The organism is Pseudarthrobacter linnaei, assembly GCF_055412825.1.
In genome coordinates this window covers 1-25280 of the sequence record NZ_JBVAYX010000036.1, presented here as the reverse complement: position 1 = coordinate 25280, position 25280 = coordinate 1, and the positions used below count along the sequence as shown (strand labels likewise).

At 69.5% G+C, this 25280-nt stretch carries 26 protein-coding genes; 21 read left to right on the top strand and 5 right to left on the bottom strand.

Annotated elements, in window-relative coordinates:
• The first annotated feature begins 270 nt into the window (after window positions 1-270).
• From ACZYZ3_RS18750 to ACZYZ3_RS18715, 8 genes are all read left to right on the top strand, one after another.
• On the top strand, window positions 271-2103 hold the full coding sequence (locus ACZYZ3_RS18750; RefSeq protein WP_463965299.1) for a hypothetical protein: 1833 nt from the start codon (window positions 271-273) through the stop codon (window positions 2101-2103).
• A gap of 137 nt (window positions 2104-2240) precedes the next feature.
• Window positions 2241-3260 carry a tetratricopeptide repeat protein gene (locus ACZYZ3_RS18745; RefSeq protein WP_463965298.1) on the top strand — a complete coding sequence of 340 codons (1020 nt, stop codon included), beginning with the start codon at window positions 2241-2243 and terminating at the stop codon, window positions 3258-3260.
• Window positions 3260-4360, top strand: a complete 1101-nt coding sequence (locus ACZYZ3_RS18740) for an NADH:flavin oxidoreductase/NADH oxidase (protein ID WP_463965297.1) — start codon at window positions 3260-3262, stop codon at window positions 4358-4360. Before ACZYZ3_RS18745 ends, ACZYZ3_RS18740 begins: the two co-directional genes overlap by 1 nt.
• A 76-nt stretch (window positions 4361-4436) precedes the next feature.
• Entirely contained in the window at window positions 4437-5243 is an 807-nt protein-coding gene (locus tag ACZYZ3_RS18735) for an ABC transporter ATP-binding protein (RefSeq protein WP_463965296.1), read from the top strand.
• Window positions 5225-6796, top strand: a complete 1572-nt coding sequence (locus ACZYZ3_RS18730; RefSeq protein WP_463965295.1) for a transporter — start codon at window positions 5225-5227, stop codon at window positions 6794-6796. The genes ACZYZ3_RS18735 and ACZYZ3_RS18730 overlap by 19 nt, the downstream gene beginning before the upstream one ends.
• Before the next feature lie 154 nt (window positions 6797-6950).
• Window positions 6951-7733, top strand: a complete 783-nt coding sequence (nagB, locus tag ACZYZ3_RS18725) for a glucosamine-6-phosphate deaminase (RefSeq protein WP_463965294.1) — start codon at window positions 6951-6953, stop codon at window positions 7731-7733.
• A gap of 90 nt (window positions 7734-7823) precedes the next feature.
• On the top strand, window positions 7824-8132 hold the full coding sequence (locus ACZYZ3_RS18720) for a DUF3039 domain-containing protein (protein WP_463965308.1): 309 nt from the start codon (window positions 7824-7826) through the stop codon (window positions 8130-8132).
• A gap of 220 nt (window positions 8133-8352) precedes the next feature.
• A complete protein-coding gene (locus ACZYZ3_RS18715; RefSeq protein ID WP_463965293.1) occupies window positions 8353-10137 on the top strand; it encodes a DEAD/DEAH box helicase in 1785 nt (594 codons plus the stop codon).
• 123 nt (window positions 10138-10260) lie between these two features.
• Here ACZYZ3_RS18715 and ACZYZ3_RS18710 read toward each other — a convergent pair whose 3' ends face one another.
• From ACZYZ3_RS18710 to ACZYZ3_RS18700, 3 genes are all read right to left on the bottom strand, one after another.
• Window positions 10261-10611 (bottom strand): hypothetical protein, encoded by a 351-nt coding sequence (locus tag ACZYZ3_RS18710; protein WP_463965292.1) that lies wholly within the window; start codon window positions 10609-10611, stop codon window positions 10261-10263.
• Between the two features lie 106 nt (window positions 10612-10717).
• On the bottom strand, window positions 10718-11407 hold the full coding sequence (locus ACZYZ3_RS18705; protein WP_463965291.1) for an isochorismatase family protein: 690 nt from the start codon (window positions 11405-11407) through the stop codon (window positions 10718-10720).
• On the bottom strand, window positions 11407-12735 hold the full coding sequence (locus tag ACZYZ3_RS18700; RefSeq protein WP_463965290.1) for a nicotinate phosphoribosyltransferase: 1329 nt from the start codon (window positions 12733-12735) through the stop codon (window positions 11407-11409). The genes ACZYZ3_RS18705 and ACZYZ3_RS18700 overlap by 1 nt, the downstream gene beginning before the upstream one ends.
• 37 nt (window positions 12736-12772) lie before the next feature.
• On the opposite strand from ACZYZ3_RS18700, the gene clpS reads away from it, so the two are divergent.
• The 6 genes from clpS to rdgB all read left to right on the top strand — a co-directional run bounded on the left by clpS (window position 12773) and on the right by rdgB (window position 17397).
• On the top strand, window positions 12773-13141 hold the full coding sequence (clpS, locus tag ACZYZ3_RS18695; RefSeq protein ID WP_282382477.1) for an ATP-dependent Clp protease adapter ClpS: 369 nt from the start codon (window positions 12773-12775) through the stop codon (window positions 13139-13141).
• Window positions 13134-13694: a DUF2017 domain-containing protein gene (locus tag ACZYZ3_RS18690; RefSeq protein ID WP_463965289.1), complete on the top strand. Its 561-nt coding sequence runs from the start codon at window positions 13134-13136 to the stop codon at window positions 13692-13694. Before clpS ends, ACZYZ3_RS18690 begins: the two co-directional genes overlap by 8 nt.
• A 334-nt stretch (window positions 13695-14028) precedes the next feature.
• Window positions 14029-15054 carry a glutamate racemase gene (gene murI, locus ACZYZ3_RS18685; protein WP_463965288.1) on the top strand — a complete coding sequence of 342 codons (1026 nt, stop codon included), beginning with the start codon at window positions 14029-14031 and terminating at the stop codon, window positions 15052-15054.
• Window positions 15051-15848 (top strand): MBL fold metallo-hydrolase, encoded by a 798-nt coding sequence (locus tag ACZYZ3_RS18680; RefSeq protein ID WP_463965287.1) that lies wholly within the window; start codon window positions 15051-15053, stop codon window positions 15846-15848. Before murI ends, ACZYZ3_RS18680 begins: the two co-directional genes overlap by 4 nt.
• Window positions 15849-15937: 89 nt before the next feature.
• Complete coding sequence (rph, locus tag ACZYZ3_RS18675) at window positions 15938-16696, top strand: ribonuclease PH (RefSeq protein ID WP_463965286.1); 759 nt, start codon at window positions 15938-15940, stop codon at window positions 16694-16696.
• A 62-nt stretch (window positions 16697-16758) separates the two neighbouring features.
• Window positions 16759-17397: an RdgB/HAM1 family non-canonical purine NTP pyrophosphatase gene (gene rdgB, locus ACZYZ3_RS18670; protein WP_463965307.1), complete on the top strand. Its 639-nt coding sequence runs from the start codon at window positions 16759-16761 to the stop codon at window positions 17395-17397.
• A gap of 129 nt (window positions 17398-17526) precedes the next feature.
• On the opposite strand, the gene ACZYZ3_RS18665 is transcribed toward rdgB, so the two are convergent.
• Window positions 17527-18294, bottom strand: coding sequence for a VTT domain-containing protein (locus ACZYZ3_RS18665; protein ID WP_463965306.1), 768 nt, complete (start codon window positions 18292-18294; stop codon window positions 17527-17529).
• 160 nt (window positions 18295-18454) lie between these two features.
• Here ACZYZ3_RS18665 and ACZYZ3_RS18660 point away from each other — a divergent pair, with 160 nt between their 5' ends.
• Both ACZYZ3_RS18660 and ACZYZ3_RS18655 read left to right on the top strand, forming a co-directional pair.
• Window positions 18455-19474, top strand: coding sequence for a 3'-5' exonuclease (locus ACZYZ3_RS18660; RefSeq protein ID WP_463965285.1), 1020 nt, complete (start codon window positions 18455-18457; stop codon window positions 19472-19474).
• Between the two features lie 82 nt (window positions 19475-19556).
• Window positions 19557-20093: a DUF4395 domain-containing protein gene (locus ACZYZ3_RS18655; RefSeq protein ID WP_463965284.1), complete on the top strand. Its 537-nt coding sequence runs from the start codon at window positions 19557-19559 to the stop codon at window positions 20091-20093.
• Window positions 20094-20212: 119 nt separating this feature from the next.
• Here the strand turns inward: ACZYZ3_RS18655 and ACZYZ3_RS18650 are convergent, their stop codons facing one another.
• A complete protein-coding gene (locus tag ACZYZ3_RS18650; RefSeq protein ID WP_463965283.1) occupies window positions 20213-21328 on the bottom strand; it encodes an ADP-ribosylglycohydrolase family protein in 1116 nt (371 codons plus the stop codon).
• Between the two features lie 88 nt (window positions 21329-21416).
• Here ACZYZ3_RS18650 and ACZYZ3_RS18645 point away from each other — a divergent pair, with 88 nt between their 5' ends.
• The 5 genes from ACZYZ3_RS18645 to ACZYZ3_RS18625 all read left to right on the top strand — a co-directional run.
• Window positions 21417-21773 carry a YidH family protein gene (locus tag ACZYZ3_RS18645; protein ID WP_463965282.1) on the top strand — a complete coding sequence of 119 codons (357 nt, stop codon included), beginning with the start codon at window positions 21417-21419 and terminating at the stop codon, window positions 21771-21773.
• Window positions 21770-22435: a DUF202 domain-containing protein gene (locus tag ACZYZ3_RS18640; protein ID WP_463965281.1), complete on the top strand. Its 666-nt coding sequence runs from the start codon at window positions 21770-21772 to the stop codon at window positions 22433-22435. Before ACZYZ3_RS18645 ends, ACZYZ3_RS18640 begins: the two co-directional genes overlap by 4 nt.
• Window positions 22318-23127, top strand: coding sequence for an MIP/aquaporin family protein (locus tag ACZYZ3_RS18635; RefSeq protein WP_463965305.1), 810 nt, complete (start codon window positions 22318-22320; stop codon window positions 23125-23127). Before ACZYZ3_RS18640 ends, ACZYZ3_RS18635 begins: the two co-directional genes overlap by 118 nt.
• A 145-nt stretch (window positions 23128-23272) precedes the next feature.
• Window positions 23273-24451, top strand: a complete 1179-nt coding sequence (locus ACZYZ3_RS18630; protein ID WP_463965280.1) for an exonuclease SbcCD subunit D — start codon at window positions 23273-23275, stop codon at window positions 24449-24451.
• A partial coding sequence (locus tag ACZYZ3_RS18625; protein WP_463965279.1) for an AAA family ATPase occupies window positions 24448-25280 on the top strand: 833 nt, incomplete at its 3' end. The genes ACZYZ3_RS18630 and ACZYZ3_RS18625, both read left to right, overlap by 4 nt.

The window sequence follows — 25280 nt, the reverse complement described above, 5'->3', positions numbered from 1 at the left end:
CCACCGTACTGCCGGATTCCTTGGTTTCTTCCGGTCCTGAGGGGGACGAGTCCGTGTGTCCAGTCACTGCGTTGAAAGCCCTTTATTCTCTGTATATCCCCGGCCGAGGCGCTGCGGCGGCCCCAGTGTGATGATCACCGCAAACACTATCAGCAGGCTTGTTAGGGCGCTCTTTCTGGGCTGCCGCGGGGACCCGGGAAGGGGTTGACAAACAACCCGATCTGACTCCGTGGTAACAAAACGGTTACTATTGAAGCTACGTGTCCGCTGATGATAGGTAATATTTTGCGTTTCAAGACTGCAGTTGCACTAGTGCTGCTGGGCCTCCTGACACTGCTGGCCGGAATCGGCCAGAAGACGTTCTGGGCTCCGCCGGAGACCCTGACGGCTACCGCGCCCTCAGGCGCCACCGCCGCGCCGCTGACCGTCATTGACGAGAAGCTCCGCACGCTGCACGACGGCACAGTGACGATCAACGTCAAGGGCGAGGGCAGCTTCATGCTGGCCGCCGGCCGCCCTGACGACGTCGATGCCTGGGTTGGCGCCGCCGCGCACAACACCGTCTCCGGTGTCTCCGAAGACGGCAAGGAGCTGCAGTTGACCCATGCTGACGGGGAAGCCACGGCGCCCTCGCCGGCCGGCTCGGACCTCTGGGTCAGCACGGAGAACGCCAGCGGCGAGCTGAAGTACAACTGGACCCCGCCGGCCGACGGCGACTGGGCGCTGCTGCTCGCGACGGACGGCACCAAGCCGGCCCCCGCGTCTATCACCATGACCTTCCCGAACGACACCTCCACCCCGTGGGCCATTCCCCTGATGGTGATCGGCGGCCTGCTGGTCCTGGCCGGCGCCGCGCTGCTGGTGCTCAAGCCCAAGACGGGCTACCGCGCCGGAACCGGCACCGGCAACAGCGGTTCCGGCAACGGCGGCGGCAAGCCGGCCGCCGGTTCCACGGCCACTGCTCCGCCGGGCTCCGAAGCCGCCGCGCCGACAAACGCAGACTCGACGAACACAGCCCCGAAGAACGCAGCCCCGAAAAACGCCCCCCAGCAGCTCACCGCCGCACCGGCCACCATGGCACAGCGCCTGCGTCGTTCCGGAGCGGCCGTGGCGGTGCTGACAGCCACCGCTGTCGCCGGCAGCGGCGCGGCGGCCCAGGCCAGCCAGACGCCGGCCCCGTCCCCGGCCACTTCTTCTGCCGCCGCGGAGCAGGCGCCGGCGTCTCCGGTCCTGGTTGATGCCCAGTTCCGCCGCATCCTGGAACAGGTTGCCAGCGCGGCCGACGCCGGGGACGCGGCCAAGGACGCCAGCAAGCTGGAGCCGCGCGTGGCCGGACCCGAACTCGAGGTCCGCACGCAGAACTACAAGATCCGCTCCCAGGTCGGCTCGTACGAGCCCCGGATGCCGGTCCGCGCCACCAAGCTCCTCACCACAGTGGTCACCGAGCAGCGCAGCTGGCCGCGCACGGTCATGGCGGTCACCCAGGGCGACGGCAACGTCGTTCCGCAGCTGCTCACCCTGACCCAGGCCTCCCCGCGGGAGAACTACAAGCTGGTTCTCACCACGCCGCTGCAGCCGGGAACGACCTTCCCGGGGATCGCCCGCGGCGGTACCGAGACGCTGGCACCGGCAGACAAGACGGGTCTGCTCTACAGTGGCGAGGAAGCGCTGGCCGGGCTGGGCGACCGGCTGAACGCCGCCGAGTCCGCTTTCAAGGACAAACTCGCCGAGGGCGCGTCCTCCCCGTACATTGCGGACACGCTGGCCTACCAGGCCGACGTGGTGAACTCGGGCGTCAACGGCACCTTCGCCTTTACCCACAAGATGGTCCCGGAGAGTGTTGTGGTGTTCCGGACTGCCGACGGAGGGGCGCTGGCCATGGGCCGCCTGGACTTCGCGTTCGATGGCACCCCCAAGGCTGCCGGCGACAAGCTGACGATCGGCGACGACGCGGCGGCCCTGGCTGGCGGCAAGGAGACCAGCACCGGCATGGTGCTGAAATTCGCCGAGTCCGTGGCCGTCTACATCCCGCCTGCCGGGTCCCAGGACCCGATGAAGCTCGTGGCCGCCACGCGCGGCCTGGTAGGGGCCAGCTTCAAGTAGGTCCAGCCGTAACAGCTGCAAAGTCACCGGCAGAACCGGTGCCAACAGAAAAGACCCGGACAGCAGGCCGGGTCTTTTCTGCTGCCCGGGCTCCATCCGGTGGCACCTGACCGGGCCGATATGGCTAGAGTGGAAGCATGACTTCGCCAGCTTCCCGCCCGGTCCCGCCAGCTGCCGCCAACCCGCTCAACCTGCGGGGCGCGGTCGACCTGTCCTCGCTGAAACAGCGCCCTGCGGCGCCGCCTGCCGCGCCGCCTGCCGCGCCGCCGGCCGGCGCACCGGGGATGCCCGGCGCACCTGCCGCGGGCAACGGCGACGCGGAATACCCCCGCCGTCCGCTCCGGGTTGACATCACCGAAGCCAATTTCCAGGAACTCGTGGAACTGTCCGCCCAGGTCCCGGTCGTCGTGGCGCTGTGGGCGGCCTACTCGCCCGGCTCCGCCGACCTGGTTGACGTCCTCGAACGGATCGTGGACAGCTACGGGGGCAGGCTGGTCCTCGGCGCCGCCGACGTCGAAGTGTTCCCGCAACTCGCCCAGGCCTTCCAGGTGCAGGCCGTTCCCACCGCCGTGGCCCTCGTCAACGGCCAGCCGATACCCCTTTTCCAGGGCGGCGCCGAGGAACCGCAGGTCCGCAGCCTGCTGGACGAACTGCTCAAGGTCGCAGCCGCCAACGGTGTGGCCGGACAAATCGGCACGGATGGACCCGGCGCACCCGAGCCTGAGGCTCCGCCGCTGCCACCCCTGCACCAGAAAGCGTTCGACGCCATCGAGGCCGGGGACTACGCCGCGGCCGCCGACGCCTACCGCCAGGCCCTTCTCGAAATGCCCGCCGATGCCGAGGCCAAGGCCGGGCTCGCGCAGGTGGAGCTGATGGGCCGGCTCCAGCCCCTCTCCGCCACGGACACCGCGGCGCTGCGCCAGCAGGCCGCCACCGAACCGGACAACCTGGAGGCCCAGCTCAGCGTGGCCGACCTGGACATCTCCGGGGGACACGTGGAGGACGGCCTCGGCCGGATCGTCGCGTTCATCGGCAGGAATTTCGGCCCGGAACGTGAAACGGCACGGGTCCGGCTGCTCGAACTGTTCGACGTCGTCGGCACCGGCGACGACCGGGTGGCGAAGGCGCGCCAGAACCTTGCCCGGGTGCTCTTCTAGTGGGTTCCGCCCTCTTCGCGCCGCTGGAACTGCGCTCCCTGCACCTGCAGCACCGCGGCTGGGTCTCTCCCATGTGCCAGTACAGCTGCGGGCCGGAAACCGGGGAAGGCGTGCCCAACGACTGGCATCTGATGCATCTGGGTTCCTTCGCCACCGGCGGGGCAGCCCTGATCCTCACCGAGGCCGCCGCCGTGAACGCCGCCGGGCGGATCAGCCCCCGGGACGCCGGGCTCTACAACGACGACCAGGCGGCCGCATGGGAACGGATCACCTCCTTCGTGCACCGTCACGGCACGGCGGAGACCAAGATCGGCACCCAGCTGGCGCACGCCGGCCGGAAGGCATCCTCCTACTGGCCCTTCTCCGGCAAGCAGGGCACCGTGCCGGCCGACGACGGCGGCTGGCCCACCGTGGGACCCGGCGCGGGAGCTTTTGACGGCTACGAGGCCCCCTCGGCAATGACGGAGGGGCAGATCGAGGGCGTCATCGCCGACTTCGCTGCCGCCGCGGTCCGGGCCGTCGGAGCCGGCTTCGACACGATCGAAATCCACGGCGCCCACGGCTACCTCCTGCACCAGTTCCAAAGCCCGCTCGTCAACGACCGCACTGACCGCTGGGGCGCTGACGAGACGGGCCGGAACCGCCTGACCCTCGCCGTGATCGATGCCGTACGGAACGTCATTCCCGATTCCATGCCGCTGCTGCTCCGGATCTCGGCCTCCGACTGGGCTGAGGGCGGCATCGACGTCGAGGCCTCCGTACGGATGGCCAGGGCGGCCGCGGACCACGGCGTGGACCTCGTGGACGTTTCCAGCGGCGGCGCCGTTGCCTACCAGAAGATCCCGGTGGGACCGGGCTACCAGACCGGCTTCGCCGCGCGGATCCGGCGTGAAACCGGGGTCAAGACCGGCACCGTTGGGCTGCTGACCTCGGCTGGCCAGGCGGAGCACGCCGTCGCCACAGGCCAGGCTGACGGTGTCTTCATCGCCCGTGCCGCCCTCCGGGATCCGCACTGGTGGCTGCGGGCCGCCTTCGAACTGGGCCAGGACGTGGCGTGGCCGCCGCAGTACGAACGCGCCATTCCCCGCCACTCCTTCTAACGGGACGGGGGTCCGCCGGAAGGGGTACGCCTTAGGGACGATCCCCTCCGCGCACCCGTGCAGTTAGTCTAACGACATGACTTTCGAGCAACCGCGTCCGCCTGCCCCCGAAAACCAGGCGGGCCAGGCTGTTCCCGCCCTGTCACTGCGCGGGCTCGCCAAGCGCTTCGGCGACAAGATCGCCGTCGACGGCATCAGCCTTGACGTCCCGGCGGGTTCCTTCTACGGGATCGTCGGCCCGAACGGTGCCGGCAAAACCACCACGCTGTCGATGGCCACCGGACTGCTGCGGCCCGAGTTCGGCACGGCGTTCGTGCACGGCGTGGATGTCTGGCGGCAGCCCCTGGAGGCCAAGAAGCTGATGGGCATCCTCCCGGACGGCGTCCGGCTCTTTGACCGGCTGACCGGCGAGCAACTGGTCAGCTACGCCGGCCTGCTGCGCGGCATGGACAAGGACGTCGTGGCCACACGCGTCAGGGAACTGCTCGCCGCCCTGGACCTGGGCCCGGAGGCCGGAAAGCTGGTGGTGGACTACTCCGCCGGCATGACCAAGAAAATCGCCCTCGCCTCGGCGCTGATCCACGCGCCCCGGCTGCTGGTCCTGGACGAGCCGTTCGAGTCCGTGGACCCCGTCTCGGCCGCCAACATCCGCGACATCCTGGACCGTTATGTGGCCTCCGGCGGCACCGTCATTGTCTCCAGCCACGTGATGGACCTGGTCCAGCGGATGTGCGACCACGTCGCCGTCGTCGCCGCGGGGCGGGTCCTCGCCGCCGGGACCGTGGACGCCGTCCGCGCGGGAGAGACCCTCGAGGACCGCTTCGTCCAGCTGGTCGGCGGCCGCAGCCATACGGAGGGGCTGGAATGGTTGCGCACCTTTTAAGGCTCAAGCTGACCCTGCTCCGGAACAGCGTCCGGCGCAGCCCGTGGCAGCTGGTGGGCCTCGGCATCGGCGCCCTGTACGCGTTGGGGCTCGTGGCGCTCGGCATCACGGGGCTGCTGTTCCTGCGCGGGGCGGATGCCGGCGTGGCGCAGACCGTCGTCGTGCTGGGCGGTGCCGCGGCGCTGCTGGGCTGGGCCGTCGTCCCGGTCGTTGCCTCCGCCGCCGACCTGACCCTGGACCCGGCACGGTTCACTACCTTCGCCGTGCCGACGCCGCAGCTGCTGGCCGGGCTGGCCCTCGGCGGGCTGATCGGAATCCCGGGCACGGCGACCACACTGGTGGCGCTGGGCACGGTCGGGACCTGGTCCCGGAGCCTTCCCGGAGCGGCGGGCGCTTTGGTCGGGGCGTTCCTCGGGGTGCTGAGCTGCATTGTGTTGTCCAAAGTGGTCACCACCGCCACCGCCGGGCTGGCGAGTTCCCGCCGGTTCAGGGATGCCAGCGCCGTGATTTTCCTGATTCCGCTGGTCCTGATGGGACCGATCGTGGCGGGTGTCGCCGAGGGGATTGCGAGCTCCGGAGACTTCCTGGCCGGGCTGGCCCGGACGCTGTCCTGGACCCCGGCCGGTGCCGCATGGTCCCTGGGCGGTGAGATGGCCGCGGGAAGCTACGGCGCCGCGGCCATCAAGTTCCTGGTCGCGCTTGCCACGCTGGCCGGGCTCGCGCTGTGCTGGAAAGCCCTGCTGCAGCGGGCGCTCGTGACGCCGCCCTATGCCGGCACGTCCAGGAAGAGAGCCGGCGGGCTGGGCTTCTTCGGGCTGTTCCCCGCGACGCCGACAGGCGCGGTCGCGGCACGGTGCCTGAGTTACTGGCTCCGGGATCCCCGGTACTCGGGCTCCCTCGTCGTCGTGCCGCTGCTGCCCGTGCTGTTCCTGTTCCAGGCCAGCCAGACGGGTTCCTACGGGATGCTCCTCTTCGTCGGTCCGCTGACCGCGTTCCTGCTGGCCTGGTCGATCTCAGCGGATGTCTCCTACGACAACACCGCCTTCGCGCTGCACCTCTCCACGGGAGTAAGCGGGGTCCAGGACCGGCTGGGCCGTGCCGTGGCGTGCCTGGTCTTTGCCCTGCCGGTGGTGTTGGCGCTCAGCGTTCTGCCGTTCCTGCTCGGCGCGGACTGGCAGCTGTTGCCGGGTGTGCTCGGGCTGTCCCTCGGGGTGCTGTTCAGCGGGATGGGCCTGTCCTCGGTGGTATCGGCGCGCTACACCGCCGCGGTGCCGCTGCCCGGGGACAGCCCCTTCAAGAAGCCGCCCGGCAATGTGGCGCAGACCCTGGCGGTGCAGTTCGGCGGCATGGGGGTACTCCTCCTGCTTGTCGTCCCCGAAACGGCGCTGCTGGCGGCACAGTTCGTCACCGGCAGCGCTGCCCCCGGCTGGATCAACCTGGTCCTCGGCCCGGTCCTGGGGCTCGCGTTGTTCGCCGCCGGGGTCCGGCTGGGCGGGAAATGGCTCGACGCACGGGGGCCGGAACTGCTGGCCCAGCTGGCCGTCAACCGCTGACCCGCGCGCGGTGGCCGGGACTGGGATACCCTGCCCCTAGGGCACATCCGGCAAGGGGCCCGGCTAGGGCACATCCGGCAGGGGGCCCGGCTAGGGCACATCCGGCAGGGGGCCCGGCAACGGGCACGGGCACGGCAAAAGCAGAGGCAGGGCCATGGAAGTCGTCATTCTCTCCGGCAGCAAGCCGATTGCCGCCCTCGCGGCGGATGCGATCGGGGCTCTGCTCCGGCGCAAACCCGACGCCGTCCTGGGCCTGGCCACCGGTACATCCCCGCTGCCGGTCTATAACGAACTGGCGCTGCGGCACGAACGGGACGGCCTGGACTTCAGCCGGGTGCGCGGCTTCGCCCTCGACGAGTATGTGGGGCTGCCGCCGGGCCACCCGGAGTCCTACCGTGAAGTGATCCGGCGTGAATTCACCGAGCGCGTGAACATCGACCCGGCGAACGTCCTGGGACCGGACGGCTCAGCCGCGGACATCCCGGCCGCCTGCCGTTCCTTCGAAGACGCCCTGCGCGGCGCCGGGGGAGTGGACCTGCAGCTGCTGGGCGTGGGCACCGACGGCCACATCGGGTTCAACGAGCCCGGTTCGTCCCTAGCCTCGCGGACCCGGATCAAGACCCTGATCGAGCAGACACGCCGGGACAATGCACGGTTCTTCGGTAGCCTGTCCAAGGTTCCGCACCACGTCGTCACGCAGGGGCTGGGAACCATCCTGGAGGCCCGGCATGTGATCCTTATCGCCACCGGCGCGCAGAAGGCCCAGGCGGTCCGTGACCTCGTGGAAGGACCGGTCGCCGCCATCTGCCCGGCTTCCGTGCTGCAACTGCACCCGCACGCCACAGTCCTGCTCGACGAGGCGGCGGCGTCGTCGCTGCGCCTCGCCGACTACTACCGGCACAGCTACGAGAACAAGCCGTCGTGGCAGGGCCTGTAGGGCCTCGTGCCGGCGGCAAAGCCTCCATGCCGAGGCCCTCCCGTCGCACCGCCGTCCGATCCAGCCGCTAAGATGGGTCTCATGAACAGCATGACCGATCCTCTCGAAAACGACCCGATGCGCGAGCTCTCCGGAGCCGGGACGTCGACGGCCACCATCGAGCGCGAGGAACTGCGCCAGGAAGTGGAACCCGGTGACCGGGAACGCTTCTCGCACTATGTCCGCAAGGAAAAGATCATGGAATCCGCGCTGTCCGGCGATCCCGTCATCGCCCTGTGCGGCAAGGTCTGGACTCCGGGCCGCGATCCGAAGAAGTTCCCCGTCTGCCCGGAATGCAAAGAGGTCTATGAGGGCCTCCGGCCCGGCGGCGGCGGCGGCAAAGGCTCCGGCGACAAATAGCGCGGCCCCACAAAGGCGGCAACGCCGGGGTTCCGCGGGTCACCGTGCCCCGGCCCTCAGGCGTGCCGCGGTGCGCCGGGGACCCCGGTTCTCCCGGTGAATGATGCCCGGTCCACGCTGGCCGGTGATTGCTTACGGTTCATCCGAAAAGATTGGTGTTTTTGTGCTTATTAGGGTTTCTCCGGCAGCGGCAGCGGTGCGCGGAATGGAGGGCACCTAAGTGACCGAGACACTCTTCGGCGGACCCGTGCTTCCCCCCGCGTATCCCGAGCGGGCAGCCTGGGGCACCGCGCAGAAGCTCCGTGCCTGGCAGCAGGAAGCCTTGGACAGCTACTTCAGCTCCCACCCCAGGGACTTCCTGGCGGTCGCCACGCCCGGCGCCGGCAAGACCACCTTTGCGCTCCGGGTCGCCTCCATGCTGATTGAGGCCAACATCGTCAACCGCGTCACCATCGTGGCGCCCACGGACCACCTGAAGCGGCAGTGGGCCGACGCCGCCGCAAAGGTGGGCATCGCCATCGACCCGAACTTCAAGAACGCCGACGGCCAGCACGGACGCGGCTTCATCGGCGTCGCGGTCACCTACGCGCAGGTTGCGAGCAAGCCGATGCTGCACCGGGCCAAGACCGAGGCCGCCCGCACCCTGGTCATCCTCGACGAAATCCACCACGGCGGCGAGGCGCTGTCGTGGGGTGACGGGCTCCGCGAAGCCTTCGAACCCGCTGCGCGCCGGCTCTCGCTGACGGGTACGCCGTTCCGTTCCGACACCTCGCCGATCCCTTTCGTGGAATACGCCGAGGACCGGGACGGGATCCGACGGTCCAAGGCGGACTACACCTACGGCTACGGCAACGCACTCCGGGACCACGTGGTCCGTCCCGTCATGTTCATGGCCTACTCCGGCCAGATGCGCTGGCGCACCAGCGGCGGCGAGGAGATGGCGGCCTCGCTCGGCGAGTCGGCGGTCACCAAGGACGTCACCTCCCAGGCCTGGCGGACCGCGCTGAATCCCGCGGGCGCCTGGATCCCCGCGGTGCTTGCCGGGGCGGACAAACGCCTCAGCGAGGTGCGCCGGAGTGTTCCGGACGCCGGCGGGCTGGTCATCGCGACCGACCATGAGGACGCGCGCGCTTACGCCGGACAGCTGAAGAAAATCACGGGCGAGTCGCCCACGGTGATTCTCTCCGACGACGCCAAGGCCTCCAGCAAGATCGAGGAGTTCACTGCCAGCGAGAAGCGCTGGATGGTGGCCGTGCGCATGGTCTCCGAAGGCGTGGACGTGCCGCGGCTCTCCGTCGGCGTGTACGCGACGTCCATCGCCACGCCCCTGTTCTTCGCCCAGGCCGTGGGGCGCTTCGTGCGCGCCCGGAAACGGGGCGAGACGGCGTCGGTCTTCCTGCCCTCCGTGCCGCAGCTGATGGCGCTGGCGAACTCCATGGAGGCCGAGCGGGACCACGCCCTGGACCGCCCGGAGAAGGAGGACGGGGACGGCCTGTTCAACCCGGAAGACTCCCTCATGGACGAGGCGAACCGTGAGGAGAAAGCCTCCGATTCGCTGACGAAGGGCAAGTTCGAGGCCCTGGATTCGCAGGCCTCCTTTGACCGTGTGCTCTTCGACGGCGGCGAGTTCGGCACCGGCGGCGAGGTGGGCTCCGAGGACGAGCTGGACTTCCTCGGGATTCCCGGCCTGCTCGACGCCGAACAGGTCGGCACGCTGCTGCGCCAGCGCCAGCACGAGCAGCTCAGCCGCAAGAACGCGCGCGCCCCGCAGGGTGCGGCAGCTGCCGCAGTACCGGCCGTGCCGGACCACCGCATGCTAATGGACCTGCGCACCGAACTGGCGAAGAATGTCGCGGCCTGGTCCGCCCGCACGGGGACGCCGCACGGCGTCATCCACACCAAACTCAGGACGGTCTGCGGCGGCCCGGCGGTGGCCCAGGCCAACGAGGCACAGCTGCAGACCCGGCTGCGGAAGCTGCAGGACTGGTTCATCGGCCGGAAGTAGCTGCCGGCACACACAAGGGACCGGGGCCGGACTGTTCAGTCCGACCCCGGTCCCATTTCTATGCGACTTTTCTGCGCGTTCGTCGCGGCTTTATTGCGATGTCCCGCGGACGCAAGCCTGCCGCTACTGGCCGCCCGCGCCGCAGAGCTCGGTGAGGGTCTGGCCGGCAGCGGTGTAGCTGCCCTGCATCTCCTGGAGCTTGGTGGTGTCCGGAGTTTCCTTGGCCGACTCATCCAGGAATTCGACGATGGAGTGCAGCGGAGCCTGGATTTCCTGGGACGCGCTGGCCTCGATGGGCCGGAGGCGGTTGGCGAGGCGGATCATCCCCGCCTTGTCCTCAGCGGACGTCGGTCCCGCGCCGACGGTCTGGACCCGGGCGCAGGTCTCGGCAGTGGTGTCTTGCGGGGCGGCCGAGCAGCCGGCAGCGCCGAGCAGGGCCCCGGCAATGATCAGGACGGTCAGGGTCTTCTTCATGGTGTACTCCGGGGTTCTTACTGGTCAGACGATACTGGCAGGGATTTCGAGTCTACTTCGACGGCGCCGCTTTCCCGTCAGGGATGACGGCCAGCACGGCAGCCGCTCAGGCGATGTCGACCCCGCCGAGTTCCATCTCCGCGATGGCGTCGTCCAGGTCCTCGGCGACCCCCACGGTCAGATCCCGCAGCACGGTCACGGAGTAGCCGGCCTGCACGCCGTCCAGCGCGGTCGCCTTGACGCAATGGTCGGTGGCGATCCCGACGACCACGATGTCCTCGACGTCGTGGCTCTGCAGCCAGTCGTCGAGTCCGATCGTGTCCTCGCCTGCGGGGAATTCACTGCCGGCGAAGCCACTGCCGGCAGCCTCGGCGTCGCCTGCCCCGCTGTCGGAAGAACTTCCGGCGGCCGGCATGGCGCCGGGCTTCCGGTCCCCGGAGGGGACGGCGTCGTCCGGAGCGAGCAGCCCTTCAAAGCCCGAGTAGGCCGCGGTGTACTGGCCCTTGCGGAAGTAGGCCTGGATGTATTCGGTGTCCAGGTCCGGGTGGAGCTCGGCCCCGCGGGTTCCGGCCACGCAGTGCTTCGGCCAGCTGTCGACGAAGTCCGGGTCGTCCGAGAAGTGCGCGCCCGGATCGATATGCCAGTCCTGGGTCGCCACGACGTGGTCAAACTGACCGTGGTGGGCGTCAACGTACTCGCTGATGGCGCCGGCGAGGTCCGCCCCACCCTCGACGGCCAGGGAGCCGCCTTCACAGAAATCGTTCTGGACGTCGACGATAATCAGGGCGCGGGACATCAGTTCTCCTCGTAGATGGTGGGGATGGCTGCTTCGCCGCGCTGCAGCCGGTTGACGACAGCGGGAAGCTCCTTCATGGTGTCCGCGTGGCGCTGGCGTGCGCGGAGCACACCCTCCGGACCGGTCCAGCCGGGCAGGAGTTCGCCGTTCTTGACGAACTGCTGCAGCAGCGGCCGGTCATTGCCGTCGTCCTCCGGGCGGTGGCCGACGCCGACGATCTCCTGCGTGGCAGTGCCGCGCTCGTTGAGCTTGCGCAGCGCGTACTTGCGCCCTCCCTTGCTGGTCTTGTTCTTGGCGGCCTTGGCAACTGGAACGAAGTCGCCGCCGTCGTCGGTCCGGCTGACCAGCTTGTAGACCATGCTGGCCGTAGGGGCGCCGGAACCGGTGACGAGGGAGGTGCCGACGCCATAGGAGTCCACCGGGGCGGACTGCAGTGCCGCGATGGCGAACTCGTCGAGGTCGGAGGTGACGATGATGCGGGTCCGCTCATTGCCCAGCTCGTCCAAAAGCTGGCGCACCCACTGCGCCTGCGCGACCAGGTCCCCGGAGTCCAGGCGCACCGCGCCCAGCTTGTCACCGGCCAGTTCGACGGCGGTGCGCACTGCCGCCTCGACGTCGTAGGTGTCCACCAGCAGTGCGGTGCCGGCGCCCATCGAGGCGATCTGCGCCTCGAAGGCCTCGCGCTCGGTGTCGTGCAGCAGGGTGAAGGAGTGCGCGGCCGTGCCTACGGTCTTGAGCCCGTAGCGCAGGCCGGCCTCCAGGTTCGAGGTGCTGTCGAAGCCGGCGATGATGGCGGCGCGGGCAGCGGAGACGGCGGATTCCTCCTGGGTGCGGCGCGAGCCCATTTCCACGCAGGGGCGGCTGCCGGCCGCGGTGATCATGCGCGAGGCCGCGGAGGCGATGGCGCTGTCGTGGTTGAGGATCGAGAGGATGTAGGTCTCGAGGATGCAGGCCTCGGCGAAGGTGGATTCGACGATGAGGATGGGGGAGTTCGGGAAGTAGGCCTCGCCCTCCGCGTAGCCCCAGATGTCGCCGGAGAAGGAGAACCCGGCCAAGTAGTCCAGGGTCTGCTCGTTGACCACCTTGGTGCGGCGGAGGAAGTCGATTTCGGTGTCGCCGAAGCGGAAGTCCGCGATGCCCTCCAGCAGCCGGCCGGTACCGCCGACGATGCCGTAGCGGCGCCCGTCGGGCAGGCGCCGGGCGAAGGCCTCGAAGACTGACTTGCGGTGGGCGGCGCCGGAATGCAGCGCTGCCTGCAGCATGGTCAGTTCGTAATGGTCGGTGTACAGGGACGTGCGGGGACGGTCCCAGCCAGCTGATGAACTCACGAATTCACTCTAGTGCGCATCCCCATAGAATGGACAGATGACCCTCAGCGTTGCGCTCGGCCCTGACACCCAGGAGAGCACCCAGACCGGAACAGTGACGTCGACAGATGTCCTGTCCGCCCCGGACATTCCTTGGAACCTGGTGATCTGGAATGATCCGGTGAACTTGATGAGCTACGTGAGCTACGTGTTCCGCAGCTACTTCGGCTATTCCGAGGCCAAAGCGAACAAACTCATGCTCGAAGTCCACAAGAAGGGGCGCTCCATCGTCGCGCACGGCAGCAAGGAGCAGGTGGAGCAGCACGCGGTCGCGATGCACGGCTACGGCCTCTGGGCCACGGTGGAAAAGGCCACCGGCGGCGGCTCGGGTTCGGGATCAGGCAAGGGCAAAGGAAAACGTGGCTAAGGCATTCAAATACGGCGTCAAGGGCATCACCGGCTACCTGGAACCGGCCGAACGGGAACTGCTGCGCAGCCTCTTCGGCGACGTGGTGTCGATGCTCGAGCCGGAGGAGCGCGCCAACCAGGACCCCCTCGCCGCGCTCGTCGGTCTCGACGCCGAGGCCCGCGAGCCCTCGGACCGGGCCCTGCGCCGGCTGCTCCCGAACGTCTCGAAGAACGACGACGCCGCCTCGCTGGAGTTCCGCCGCTACACCGAGCGATCGCTGCGCGAGAGCAAGATCGGCGCGCTGAAAGCGGCGTCCCTTGGACTGGACAAGGACGAGCTGGTCCTGACCCCCGCCGACGCGCGGCACTGGTCCATGGCGCTCAACGACGTCCGGCTGGTGCTGGCCGAACGCCTGGACATCCGCGACGACGAGGACGCCGGGCACGTGCACCTGATGCAGGACTGGTCCCAGGCCGAGGACGTCGAAAGCTACCTGGCCCTGGTCTACAACTTCACCACCTGGCTGCAGGAATCCCTGGTCCAGGCGATGCTGCAGTCCCTGGAGACCTAACCGGGCGAACCACCCAGGGGCCTGCCGGCTCTGCTATGTCCCCTGGGTGACTCGGTCGTATCTGCCCCGAATTCGCCGGAAACCTAGCGAATCGCCGGAAAAATACGGCGAACGGGCAGGTCTCCGGCGAATCCGGGGCCGCCTGGGGCGATGAATCCCGGCAGTGGCCCGGACGCCAGCGAGGCCCTGAGGATCATTACATCCGCGGAGCTTCGGTGCTGCCCTGCGTGCGACGGCAGGACCCAGGCCAGGGCCGCGTGTGACACATTCGACATGAGTCGGACGACACAATGAGATGGCCGCACCCCCGGCTAAGCCCTATCCTCGAATAATCATGACTTCAGCATCGAGCATGGATCCGGCAGCGGGAGCTGCTGCGGACTCCTCAGCGAGCAACACCGCCAGCAGCCAGACCGCCCGGATGGGATCACGTCCCATCGGCGTGTTTGATTCCGGCGTCGGCGGGCTCACCGTGGCCCGGTCCATTATCGACCAGCTGCCCAACGAATCCATCCTCTATGTCGGCGACACGGCCAACGGCCCCTACGGTCCGCTGCCCATCGCCGAGGTCCGGGCCAATGCTTTGGGCGTGATGGATGAACTCGTGGACTCCGGCGTGAAGCTGCTGACCATCGCGTGCAACTCCGCGTCCGCCGCCGTGCTGCGGGACGCCCGGGAACGCTACACCGCCCGCTACGGGATTCCCGTCATCGAAGTGATCCAGCCGGCCGTTCGCCGCGCCGTCGCCGCCACCCGCAGCGGCCGCGTCGGGGTCATCGGCACCTCGGCCACCATCGGCTCCCGCGCCTACGAGGACACCTTCGCCGCCGCCCCGGACCTGCACATCACCTCCGCGGCCTGCCCCGCTTTCGTGCCCTACGTCGAGGCCGGCATCACCACCGGGCCGGAGCTGCTCGCCGTCGCCCGCGAATACCTGGAGCCGCTCCGGGCCGCCGGGGTGGACACCGTGGTGCTGGGCTGCACGCACTATCCGCTGCTCACCGGCGTTATCTCCTACGTGATGGGGGAGGACGTCACACTCGTCTCCAGCGCCGAGGAGACGGCCAAGGACGTCTACCGGGCCCTGGCCTCCCGCGGGCTGGAACGGACCGACGCCGCCGCCCCGTCCCACAACTTCATCGCCACGGGGGACGCCGCACAGTTCGAGCACCTCGCCCGGCGCTTCCTCGGACCCGAGGTGCTCAGCGTCCGCCACGTGGACCACGTCGCGGCCCAGTACCCCACGGGCAGCCTGGCGCGGATCACGCCGGAAATGATCGCCGCCGCGCAGGCCGGCGCGGGCCGCCCCCGGATCTCCAACTTCGTAGGAGGATCCGCGGGCAGGGGGACACTGCTGTGAAGCTGACCATCGTGGGCTGCACCGGATCCTTTCCGGGGCCGGGCTCGCCGGCGTCGTGCTATCTGCTGACCGCCAGCGACGGCGGGCGGAACTGGAAGATCGTCCTGGACCTCGGCAGCGGCGCGCTCGGTGCTATCCAGCGCTACACGGACCTCGAGGACATTGACGGGATCTTCCTCACCCACCTGCACCCGGACCACTGCATGGACCTGTGCGGTCTCCACGTCGCGGTGCGCTGGAAGCCCGGCGGCTGGGGACGGGGCAGGATCCCGGTCTGGGGGCCGGCCGCCACCGCCGACCGGATGGCCACCGCCTACGGCCTGGAACTGGACCCGGGCATGCATGAGGAATTCGATTTCAGCAACTGGTCCGAACGCAAGCCCGTGACGATGGGCCCGTTCACGGTCACCCCGTTCGCCGTCAACCACCCGGTGGAGGAGGCCTACGCGCTCCGTGTGGAGGTCACCGAACCGGACAAGGACGGCAGCCCCGTCACCCGGGTCCTGAGTTATTCGGGCGACACCGACTCCTGCGCCGGGCTCGAGGACGCGGCCCGCGACGCCGACCTGTTTCTCTGCGAGGCGGCGTTCGAGGAAGGCCGCGACGACGGCATCAAGGACGTGCACCTGACCGGCAAGCGGGCCGGGGAGGCCGCCGTCGCCGCCGGTGCCCGGCGGCTGCTGCTGACCCATATTCCGGTCTGGACGTCCCCGACAACCGTCATGGCCGAGGCCAAGGGCGTCTTCGGCCAGCACGTGGCCGTGGCCGTGGCAGGCGTGCACTACACGATCTGAGCGGACCCTCCTGTGGTCGGGACAGCCCGGACAGTCCGGACCGGCCGAAGGTGCTCTTCCGTCCCGGTAAGGGTCGATAAGCTGGAGGCATGACTTCCGAAGCCCTGACTGCCCCCCTCATCCGCGCCGATGGCCGTACCCCGGATCAGCTCCGTCCGATCAGCATCACCCGCGGCTGGTCCAAGCAGGCCGAGGGATCGGCCCTGATCGAGTTCGGCAACACCCGGGTGCTCTGCACCGCCTCCCTCACCGTGGGCGTCCCGCGCTGGCTCAAGGGCGAGGGCCGCGGCTGGGTCACGGCCGAATACGCCATGCTGCCGCGCGCCACCAACACCCGCTCCGATCGCGAGTCCGTCAAGGGGAAAATCGGCGGCCGCACGCACGAGATCTCCCGGCTGATCGGCCGCTCGCTGCGTTCCATCATCGACACCAAGGCCCTCGGGGAGATCACCATCGTGCTGGACTGCGATGTCCTGCAGGCCGACGGCGGAACACGCACCGCCGCCATCACTGGCGCCTACGTGGCGCTGGCCGACGCCATCCGCTTCGCCCGCGAGAACAAGATGATCGCCCGCAACGCCCAGCCCCTGGTCGACACGATCGCGGCCGTCTCCGTGGGGATCATCGACGGCGTCCCGATGCTGGACCTGCCGTACGTGGAGGACGTCCGGGCCGAGACCGACATGAACGTCGTCGTCACCGGCTCCGGTAAGTTCGTAGAAGTCCAGGGCACTGCCGAGGGCGCCCCCTTCGACCGCGACGAGCTCAACAAACTGCTCGACCTCGCGCTGATGGGCACCGAGCAGCTCGCCGCGATCCAGCGCGAAACCCTGGCGGAAGCCCCGTGACAGCCGGCGCTGACCGGCACAACGCTGCCCAGCACAGCGCAGCCCCGCAGGGCGCCACGCCGGTGCTGGTGCTCGCCACGCACAACCAGGGCAAGCTCCGGGAGCTTCGTGAACTGCTGCGCGGGCAGGTCCCCGGCCTCGACGTCGACACCCAGGTGGTGGATGCGGGCGCGGTAGGCGCCCCCGACGTCGCCGAGACCGGTGTCACCTTCGCCGAGAATTCGCTGCTCAAGGCCCGCACGGTGGCGCAGGCGACCGGGCTCGTGGCGATCGCCGACGACTCCGGCCTCGCCGTCGACGTGCTGGGCGGGGCGCCCGGCATCTTCTCGGCCCGCTGGGCGGGCCGCCACGGGGACGACGCCGCAAACCTGAGGCTGCTGCTGGACCAGCTGGCCGACGTTCCCGACGAATACCGCGGCGCCGCGTTTGTCTGCGCTGCAGCGCTGGCGGTGCCCGGTTCCGGCGGAGGTTCTGCCCCGGACGGGGGCCGGGAAGTCGTGGAGTACGGGCAGCTCGAGGGGACGCTCCTGCGCGAACCGCGCGGGGCCGGTGGATTCGGCTACGACCCGGTGCTGCAACCCAGCGGTCTGGACCGCAGCTGCGCGGAACTGAGTCCGGCGGAGAAGAACGCCATCAGCCACCGCGGGCACGCGTTCCGGGCGCTGCTTCCGGCGATCGTGGAGGCGCTGTCCGGGAGGTAGCCCGGCCCGCGGCAGCACGTGCGTTAACAATCGAAGGCGCCCCACACTGTGGGGCGCCTTCGGTTTGGGCTGTTGTGTCCGGACCGCCTGTCCGGACCGCCTGTCCGGACTGCCTGCCCGGAACGGGAGTTACGGGGTCTTGCGTTCCTCTTCGGGCTCGTGCTCCTCAAAGAACTCCTCGACGACGTCCGTGCCGTACTTGTCGGCCTGGCGCTTGGCGATGAAGCCGCGGGCGACCTCAACGCCAATCGGAATGACGGAGACCAGGACGATCATGATGAAGATGATGTCCAGGTTTTCGCGGACCCACGGGAAGGTATCGCCCAGCAGGTAGCCCAGCAGGGTGACGCCGCCGCCCCACAGTACGGCGCCGATGACGTTGAACAGGAAGAATTTGCGCTTGTCCATCTGCGCGACGCCCACGATCACCGGGACGAAGGTCCGGATGATCGGCACGAAACGGGCCAGGATCAGGGCCTTGCCGCCGTGCTTCTCGAAGAAGGCGTGGGCGCTTTCCACATTTTCCCGCTTGAAGAGCCGGGAGTTGGGCTTGTTGAAGATGGCCGGGCCGGCTTTGGATCCGATCAGGTAGCCGATCTGGTTCCCGATGATAGCTGCGATGATGATCAGTCCGACGAAAGCCCAGATATTGACCTTGATGGTCCCGGTGGCCACGAGCAGTCCGGCCGTGAACAGCATCGAATCGCCCGGCAGGAAGAAACCGATCAGCAGGCCGGTCTCAGCGAAAATGATGCCGCAGACCAGCAGCACCACCCAGGGCGCGAGGGCGGGGTCGGCCAGGAACACCTGGGGGTTCAGCCAGTCGGGCAGGAATGAGGCCAGCTGCGGCTGTACCGGGCCTGCGCCGCCGATTGTGGACACGGCAAAGTCGCTCAAAGCTAAAAGGTTCACCTGTCAAGGGTACTGGACGGCCGCCGTCGGGCGCTTCCGGGAGACGGGCACAGGCCAGGTAAACGACGCGGCGCAGAGGATGTCATGTGCGCGGCACGGGCGCTGCCGGTGCGGGCGGGCCGGAATCCGGCGGTAAAGTTGGAGCGTGGGTTTGGACTTTACGGCGATCGATTTTGAGACCGCGAACGGCTTCCGCGGTTCACCGTGCGCTGTTGGCCTGAGCAAGGTGCGCGGCGGAGAAGTGGTCGAGGAGGCCTCGTGGCTGATGCGGCCACCGGAAAACCACGACCGCTTCGACCACCACAACGTCCGGATCCACGGCATCAGGCCTGAACAGGTGGCCGGGCTGCCGCGCTTTGGTGAGCTCTTCCCGGAGATCGGCGCCTTCATCGGCGGCGATGTGCTCGCCGCCCACAATGCCGCCTTCGACCTCGGTGTGATCCGCTCCGGCCTCGAGGTTTCCGGCCTTGCGGGCCCGGCCTATGACTATGTCTGCACGGTGATGCTCTCCCGCCGCTGCTACTCCCTGGTATCCAATTCCCTGCCGTACGCGGCCGAGGAGGCCGGAGTTCCGCTGGTCAACCACCACGACGCCGCCGAGGACGCTCGGGCGTGCGCCGGGATCCTGATCGACATTGCTGCGCGCAACGGTGCCGGCAGCATTGCGGAGCTGTTCCTGTCCCTGGGACTGACAGTGTCGCGCCAGGGGGCCTTCGACCCGTTGCGGGACCCGCTCTCCAAGGCCAGTCAGTCGGCCCTGGACGCACTGGCCGGCGGACCGGCCGCGGCGGCTCCAGTCCGCGCCTACCAGCCAGGCTGGCCGGAAGAGGGCGCCAATCCGCTGCCGAGCGCCCTTGCCGAGCCCGGCCACCCGTTGTTTGGCCAGACCGTGGTGTTCACCGGCGAACTCGCCATCACCCGCCCCGAGGCGAAGATCCGTTCCGCCGAGCTTGGCGCCAGGCCGGAGAGCCGGGTCACGGCCCGCACCACCGTCCTGGTGGTGGGGGACGGGTTCGTGGCCGCCGACCTGCGTTCCGGCCGCCTCACCGGCAAGGCCCGGCGCGTGCTGGAGCTGCATGAACGGGGCCAGCGGATCGAGGTCCTCTCCGAGGGCGAATTCCTGCAGATGGTGGGCGGCCACGTCGCCTCCGCGGCGATTGCCTGACCCAGCCGGCCCCGGGAGAGCCCGGGGTCATACTGCGCAACAATCATTCCGCCCGGGGCGGTCATGCTCCTAGCCTTGGACGATGAGCAAACTGACCGCGGCACCTCCGGCATCCGCGCCTGCCCGGGACGGAATCAGCTGGCGGACCGTCTTCGCGTTTCCGAACCCGGTCAATGAGTACGCGGCCCGCATCACTGCAGGACTCGTGGTGCTGCTGTCCGTGGTGACGCTGCTGACCGGCTTCGGCTGGGGACTGGCCGTCATCGCCGCGGGGTTCTGGCTGCGCGTGGCGTTCGGCCCGCGGATCTCACCGCTGGCCCAGCTGTCCGTCAAGGTCTTGACGCCGCGGCTGGGGAAGACCCGGCTGGTCCCGGGCCCGCCGAAGCGTTTCGCGCAGGGCATCGGCGCGGCCGTGTCCACCGCGGCCGCCCTGCTGCTGGCCGTGGGGCTGGCGCCGGCCGCCTGGATTCTGCTCGCGGTCCTGATTATCGCCGCGTCACTGGAAGCGTTCGCGGGGTTCTGCCTCGGCTGCGCCATCTTCGGCTTCCTGCAGCGCCGCGGCCTGATCCCCGAGGACGTGTGCGAGGCCTGCAACAACATCTCGCTCCGCCGCGACTGAGCGCCGGGGCCACCCGGCCCCCGCGCACCGGCTCGCCCCCCGCACCTGCCGGCCCCACGCACCGGCGAGCGCCGGGGCACCCGGCCCTGCGCACCGCCTGGCGCCGGGCCAATGGCAGGTCAGGCTCCGGTGACCGCCGCCAGCTGCGACGCCATTCCCCGGATGACCTCCGGGGCCTCCAGCGCTGCGAGCCACTGCGCCGGAAGGCAGTCCTCGCCGTAAAACGTGCCCAGGATGTTGCCGGCAATCGAGGCGGTGGAGTCGCTGTCACCGCTGTGGTTCACCGCGACGGCGATGGCCGCGCGGAAGTGCGCCTCCGGGTGCCCGGCAGCCGCCGTCCGACCCGGTTCCGTGGCCAGGACCGCATACAGCGCGACGGCGAGTGCCTCCTCCGCCACCCACCCTTCGCCGAGCTCGCGGACCAGGTCCTCGGGCTCCAGCACCGCGCCTGCGGCGCCAAGCCGGAGGGCGGCCCCTAGCCTTGCGACAACATCGGGGTCCGGTTCCTCACCCTTGCGCAGGTGGCCGGCGTCCAGCTGTCCGAGGGCGTAATGCGCCGCCTCGCGCAGGCCCTGCCCGGCGGTCAGGGCATGGATGACGAGGCTGAAGATCCCGGCGCTCTGCCGGGCCGCGGGGTGCCCGTGGGTGAGCGAGGCCGCGTCGGCGCTGAGCTTGTAGATGGCGTCGGCGGCGATGTAGGGGATGAGGCCGAACGGGGCGGAGCGCATCACCGTGCCGCATCCCTTGGACTCCGGGTTGACGGGCCGGAAGAACGTTCCCATTTCCCCGGTGGACAGTCCGCTCAGGCAGGCGTTGCCCGGGGCGCGGCGGTGCTTGAGGACGGCGTGGGAATCGATCCAGCGGGGCGGCTGGAACGGCGCTGCCTCCGGGACCGGAACATCCTGGGTGGCGAGCCAGCGCAGGTACGCGAGCCACAGGCATGCGTTCGTGTCCGCGCCCACGCCCGAGTTGGCCCACTCCAGCGCCTCCAGCAGCCCGTCCACGGTGTAGAGCGTGAGCTGTGTGTCGTCCGAAAAGTGGCTGCCGCCGTCGAGCGCGGAAAAGTCCTGCAGACCGTCCGGGCCGAACCTGCCGCGGATGGCGGAGATGTCGTCGAATTCGACGGCGTACCCGAGCGAATCACCCAGCGCACCGCCCAACAGGCACCCGTGGATCCGGGAGGCGTGCGACGGGGCCGGGGGCGGTCCGGGGGTAGTGACGGGCTCGGTGCTCATGACTCAGAATTTTACCCCCGGCCGCGGACAGGTGCCGGACATCAGCAAACGGCGCCGCGAAAGTCAACACCGGGACAGCAGGGGACGGATGCGCGTACCAGCGTCGCGAAAGACCGGATCCACCCCTGGCTACCGGTTCTCGCTTGCCAAGGAGACGACGTTCCTGGACTGGATCAGAACCTCCCTGGCGCTGATCGTGGGGTCCCTGGCCATAGACCAGCTGTTCCCGGACATCGCCCCCGCACCGCTGCGGATCTCCATGTGCGTGGCGCTGGCGATCATCGGCGCCGTCCTGGCCGTCGTGGCCTACCGCCGCTGGGCGCAGATGGAAGTGGCCATGCGCACCAACCGCGAGCTGCCGTTTTCCGGTGTGATGCTCGTGATGACGGTGGGGGTAGCGGCTGCGGCGTTCATCCTGGCCGTGCTGCTCCTGGTGGCGCGGTGAGTGCCGCGGCCGTCCGGGACCCCGGGCTGCAGCCGGAGCGGACCTCCCTGTCCTGGACCCGGACGCTGCTGGCACTCTGTGCGGCCGACGTGCTGATCTGGCGCATCTGGGCGGTCGCAGCATCCTCTCCCGCCCCCGGCTCCGCCGCCTGGGAAGGGGAGGGAACCGCTGACTATCTGGGGGTCTGCGCCCTGACGGCGGTGGTGGCCACCGTGGTGCTGTGCCTCTGTGTCCTGGCCCGGGCACCGCAGCTCCGGGACTCCTCCGACGCGCCGCCGCGCTCCCTCATGCGCTGGGCCGCCGGGCTCCCTCATGCGCTGGGCCGCCGCCGGTGTGGTCGTGCTGGGCGGCAGCGCGGTCGCCGCGATTGCGCTGGGACGCTGACCCCGGGTCCAGCCAACGTCCAGACTCCGCTGGCAGACTGCTCGCTGACCCCAAGCAAAGGAATTCCAGCACATGATCACGCCTGCGTCAGCCCCCGCGTCATCCGGCCGGCCGGCCGGCCGGCACTCCGGATCCGGCCCGTCCCGGCCTGTTGGGCCGGCTGTCCGCCGAGGCTTTTGGGACCTTCTTCGTGGTGGTCGCCGGCCTGGGCGTTCCGCTGTTCACCATCCCGCAGTCGAACCCGCTCGCCGCCTCGCTGGCCGCGGGGCTGGCGGTGACCGCGGTGATGCTGGCGTTCGGGTACCTCTCCGGCGGGCACTTCAATCCCGCGGTGACGGCCGGAAACGCGATCGCGGGCCGCCTTAGGCCCGTTGACGCCGCGGCCTACGTGGGCGCGCAGCTGGCGGGCGCACTGCTAGCCGGGGTGACGCTCTTCGCGATCCTGCGCACCGTCCCCAACATCGCCGACACCAGGACCGCCTTTGACACGGTGACCGCCGGGTTCGGCGAGAATTCGATCATCCAGGTCCCGCTGGCCGGGGTGCTGCTTATCGAGGTGCTCGGCGCCGCCCTGCTGGTGGCTGTTTTCCTGGGCACCACCTCGGCCCGCAACCCGTCCCGGTTTGCGGCACCGTTCGCCGTCGGCCTGACCATGGCCGTGCTTCTGCAGTTCGGCCAGGCGCCCGGCAACACGCCCTTCAACCCGGCGCGCGCCACGGCGTCGGCGCTCTTCAGCAGCCCCGACGCGCTCGGGCAGCTGTGGCTCTTCTGGGTTGCACCGCTGGTGGGCGCGGCCGTGGCCGGACTGGTGTTCCGCGGCTCCGCCCAGTCGACGCCGGCCGCGGTTCCGGCGCCGGACACGGCTGGAACGGCTGGCACGGCCGACACGGCCGACACGGCCGACACGGCTGATGCGGATGCGGTGGGCGAGGATGAGGCCCGCGACTTCTTCGACAAGCGCGGCGAATAGCCCGCACCCCCGCACCGGACCCCCAGCTGCAACGCGGGGTCACTTCCGGCCCATCCCACGCCCCGGGACGGGCCGGAAGTGACCCCACGTTGCTGTCCCGGAGCGGTGGCGCAATCCTGTCGGTGCCAGCCGATACCGTAGGAACATGCGGTTATTGCACACATCGGACTGGCACCTGGGCCGGTCGTTCCACGGCGTCGGGATGCTCGATGCCCAGCGCGCCTTCATCGACCAGCTCATCACCTTCGTCCGGGACGAGGCAGTTGACGTCGTCCTGATCGCCGGCGACGTCTACGACCGCGCCCTGCCCGGAGTCGACGTCGTCCGCCTGCTCGACGATGCCCTGGTGGGCCTGACTGGCGCCGGCGCCGAGGTGGTGCTGACCAGCGGGAACCACGACTCGGCCATCCGGCTCGGCTTCGCCTCCCGGCTGCTGGAGCGCGGGGGAGTGCACCTGCGCACCCGGCTCACCGAGCTGGACCAGCCTGTGCTGTTTCCGCTCGACGCTGCTGATCCGGACGCCGGACCGGTGCTCGCCGTCTATGGCATTCCCTGGCTGGAACCGCGGCTGGTGGCCGAACAGCTCGGCGCCGACACCGCCAGCCACTTCGAGGTGACCCGGGCCGCCACCGCCCGAATCCGCGCCGACCTTGCAGCCCGGGCCGGAACCCGGACCGTCCATTCCGTGGTGCTCGCGCACACCTTCGCCAGCGGCGGCATCAGTTCCGACAGCGAGCGGGACCTCAGCATCGGCGGCGTCGGCGCTGTCCCGCTGGACCTCTTCGACGGCTTCGGCTACACGGCGCTGGGCCACCTGCACGGCCGGCAGGAACTCACTCCCGCCGTCCGCTACTCCGGTTCGCCGCTCGCGTACTCCTTCTCCGAAGCGCGGCACAAGAAGGGCAGCTGGCTCGTGGACGTCGATACGGCCGGCATCGGCGCGGTCCGCGAGGTGCTGTGGGAGGCGCCCCGGACCCTGGCCGTGCTGCGCGGCAAACTGGAGGACTTGCTCCTGGCTGAGGACCACGCCTGGGCCGAATCCGCGTACTGCCAGATCACCCTGACCGACGCCCAGCGACCGGCGCAGGCGATGGAACGGCTGCGCTCGCGGTTCCCCGACACCCTGGTGCTGGGGTTCGACCCGGAAGGTGCCGGTGCCGCCGCCACAACCAGCTACAGCAGCAGGCTCGCCGAGGCCGAGGACGACCTCTCCGTCTGCTGCGGTTTCCTGGAACACGTCCGCGGCCGGGACGCCGACGTCGGTGAGGCGGCGGTCCTCGCCGAAGCCCTGGAATCCGTGCGCCTGGAAGGAATTTCGCTGTGAGGATCCACCGTCTGGAGATTTCCGCCTTCGGACCGTTCGCCGCCACCGAACACATCGATTTCGACCGGCTGAGCGCCCACGGGCTGTTCCTGCTGAACGGTCCCACGGGGGCCGGCAAGACCAGCGTCCTGGACGCCATCTGCTTCGCGCTCTACGGTTCCGTGCCCGGGGCGCGGCAGGACGGCAAGCGGCTGCGCAGCGACCACGCCGAGCCCGCAGCCGAGCCCCGCGTCACGTGCGAATTCTCCGCCCGCGGGCGGCACTTCGAAGTCTCCCGTTCCCCCGCCTGGGACAAACCCAGCACCCGGGGCCGGAACGGGTTCACCGTGCAACAGGCCAATACCTTGCTCCGGGAACGCGTCGACGGCGAATGGATCGAAAAGTCCGGCCGCAATGACGAGGCTGGCGCCGAGATCACCGACGTCCTTGGCATGAACCGGGACCAGTTCACCCGCGTGGTGATGCTCCCGCAGGGCGACTTCGCCGCCTTCCTGCGCTCCAAGGCCACCGACCGCCTCGAGCTGCTGCAGAGCCTCTTCGGTACCCAGCGTTTCGAGGCCGTGGAACAGGAACTCGTCCGGAAGGCCCAGGCCGCCCGCACCGAGGTCGCCGGCCTCAACAATCAGCTCGACCTCCTGCTTGCCCGGGCGGAAACCGAAACGGCCACGCTGGAGCTCGACACCGCAGCCGCGCCGGACCGGGCCGACCCTGACTTGTTCCTCTCCTGGCTCCAGGTGCAGGCCGGCGCCGCTGCGGAGCGGCGCCGCGGCGCCGCGCTGGCGGCCGAGGTGCTGCGCGCCGGCCGCCTGTCCGCCCGGGACACCGCGGC

What these genes read in the sequence shown, in the direction of transcription:
- ACZYZ3_RS18645 (WP_463965282.1), top strand. Translation starts at nt 21,417, where the DNA reads ATGCGCGTACCAGCGTCGCGAAAGACCGGATCCACCCCTGGCTACCGG.
- ACZYZ3_RS18710 (WP_463965292.1), bottom strand. Translation starts at nt 10,611, where the DNA reads ATGAAGAAGACCCTGACCGTCCTGATCATTGCCGGGGCCCTGCTCGGC.
- ACZYZ3_RS18630 (WP_463965280.1), top strand. Translation starts at nt 23,273, where the DNA reads ATGCGGTTATTGCACACATCGGACTGGCACCTGGGCCGGTCGTTCCAC.
- ACZYZ3_RS18730 (WP_463965295.1), top strand. Translation starts at nt 5,225, where the DNA reads ATGGTTGCGCACCTTTTAAGGCTCAAGCTGACCCTGCTCCGGAACAGC.
- ACZYZ3_RS18655 (WP_463965284.1), top strand. Translation starts at nt 19,557, where the DNA reads ATGAGCAAACTGACCGCGGCACCTCCGGCATCCGCGCCTGCCCGGGAC.
- ACZYZ3_RS18735 (WP_463965296.1), top strand. Translation starts at nt 4,437, where the DNA reads ATGACTTTCGAGCAACCGCGTCCGCCTGCCCCCGAAAACCAGGCGGGC.
- ACZYZ3_RS18705 (WP_463965291.1), bottom strand. Translation starts at nt 11,407, where the DNA reads ATGTCCCGCGCCCTGATTATCGTCGACGTCCAGAACGATTTCTGTGAA.
- ACZYZ3_RS18650 (WP_463965283.1), bottom strand. Translation starts at nt 21,328, where the DNA reads ATGAGCACCGAGCCCGTCACTACCCCCGGACCGCCCCCGGCCCCGTCG.
- ACZYZ3_RS18745 (WP_463965298.1), top strand. Translation starts at nt 2,241, where the DNA reads ATGACTTCGCCAGCTTCCCGCCCGGTCCCGCCAGCTGCCGCCAACCCG.
- ACZYZ3_RS18720 (WP_463965308.1), top strand. Translation starts at nt 7,824, where the DNA reads ATGACCGATCCTCTCGAAAACGACCCGATGCGCGAGCTCTCCGGAGCC.
- murI (WP_463965288.1), top strand. Translation starts at nt 14,029, where the DNA reads ATGACTTCAGCATCGAGCATGGATCCGGCAGCGGGAGCTGCTGCGGAC.
- ACZYZ3_RS18750 (WP_463965299.1), top strand. Translation starts at nt 271, where the DNA reads ATGATAGGTAATATTTTGCGTTTCAAGACTGCAGTTGCACTAGTGCTG.
- clpS (WP_282382477.1), top strand. Translation starts at nt 12,773, where the DNA reads ATGACCCTCAGCGTTGCGCTCGGCCCTGACACCCAGGAGAGCACCCAG.
- rph (WP_463965286.1), top strand. Translation starts at nt 15,938, where the DNA reads ATGACTTCCGAAGCCCTGACTGCCCCCCTCATCCGCGCCGATGGCCGT.
- nagB (WP_463965294.1), top strand. Translation starts at nt 6,951, where the DNA reads ATGGAAGTCGTCATTCTCTCCGGCAGCAAGCCGATTGCCGCCCTCGCG.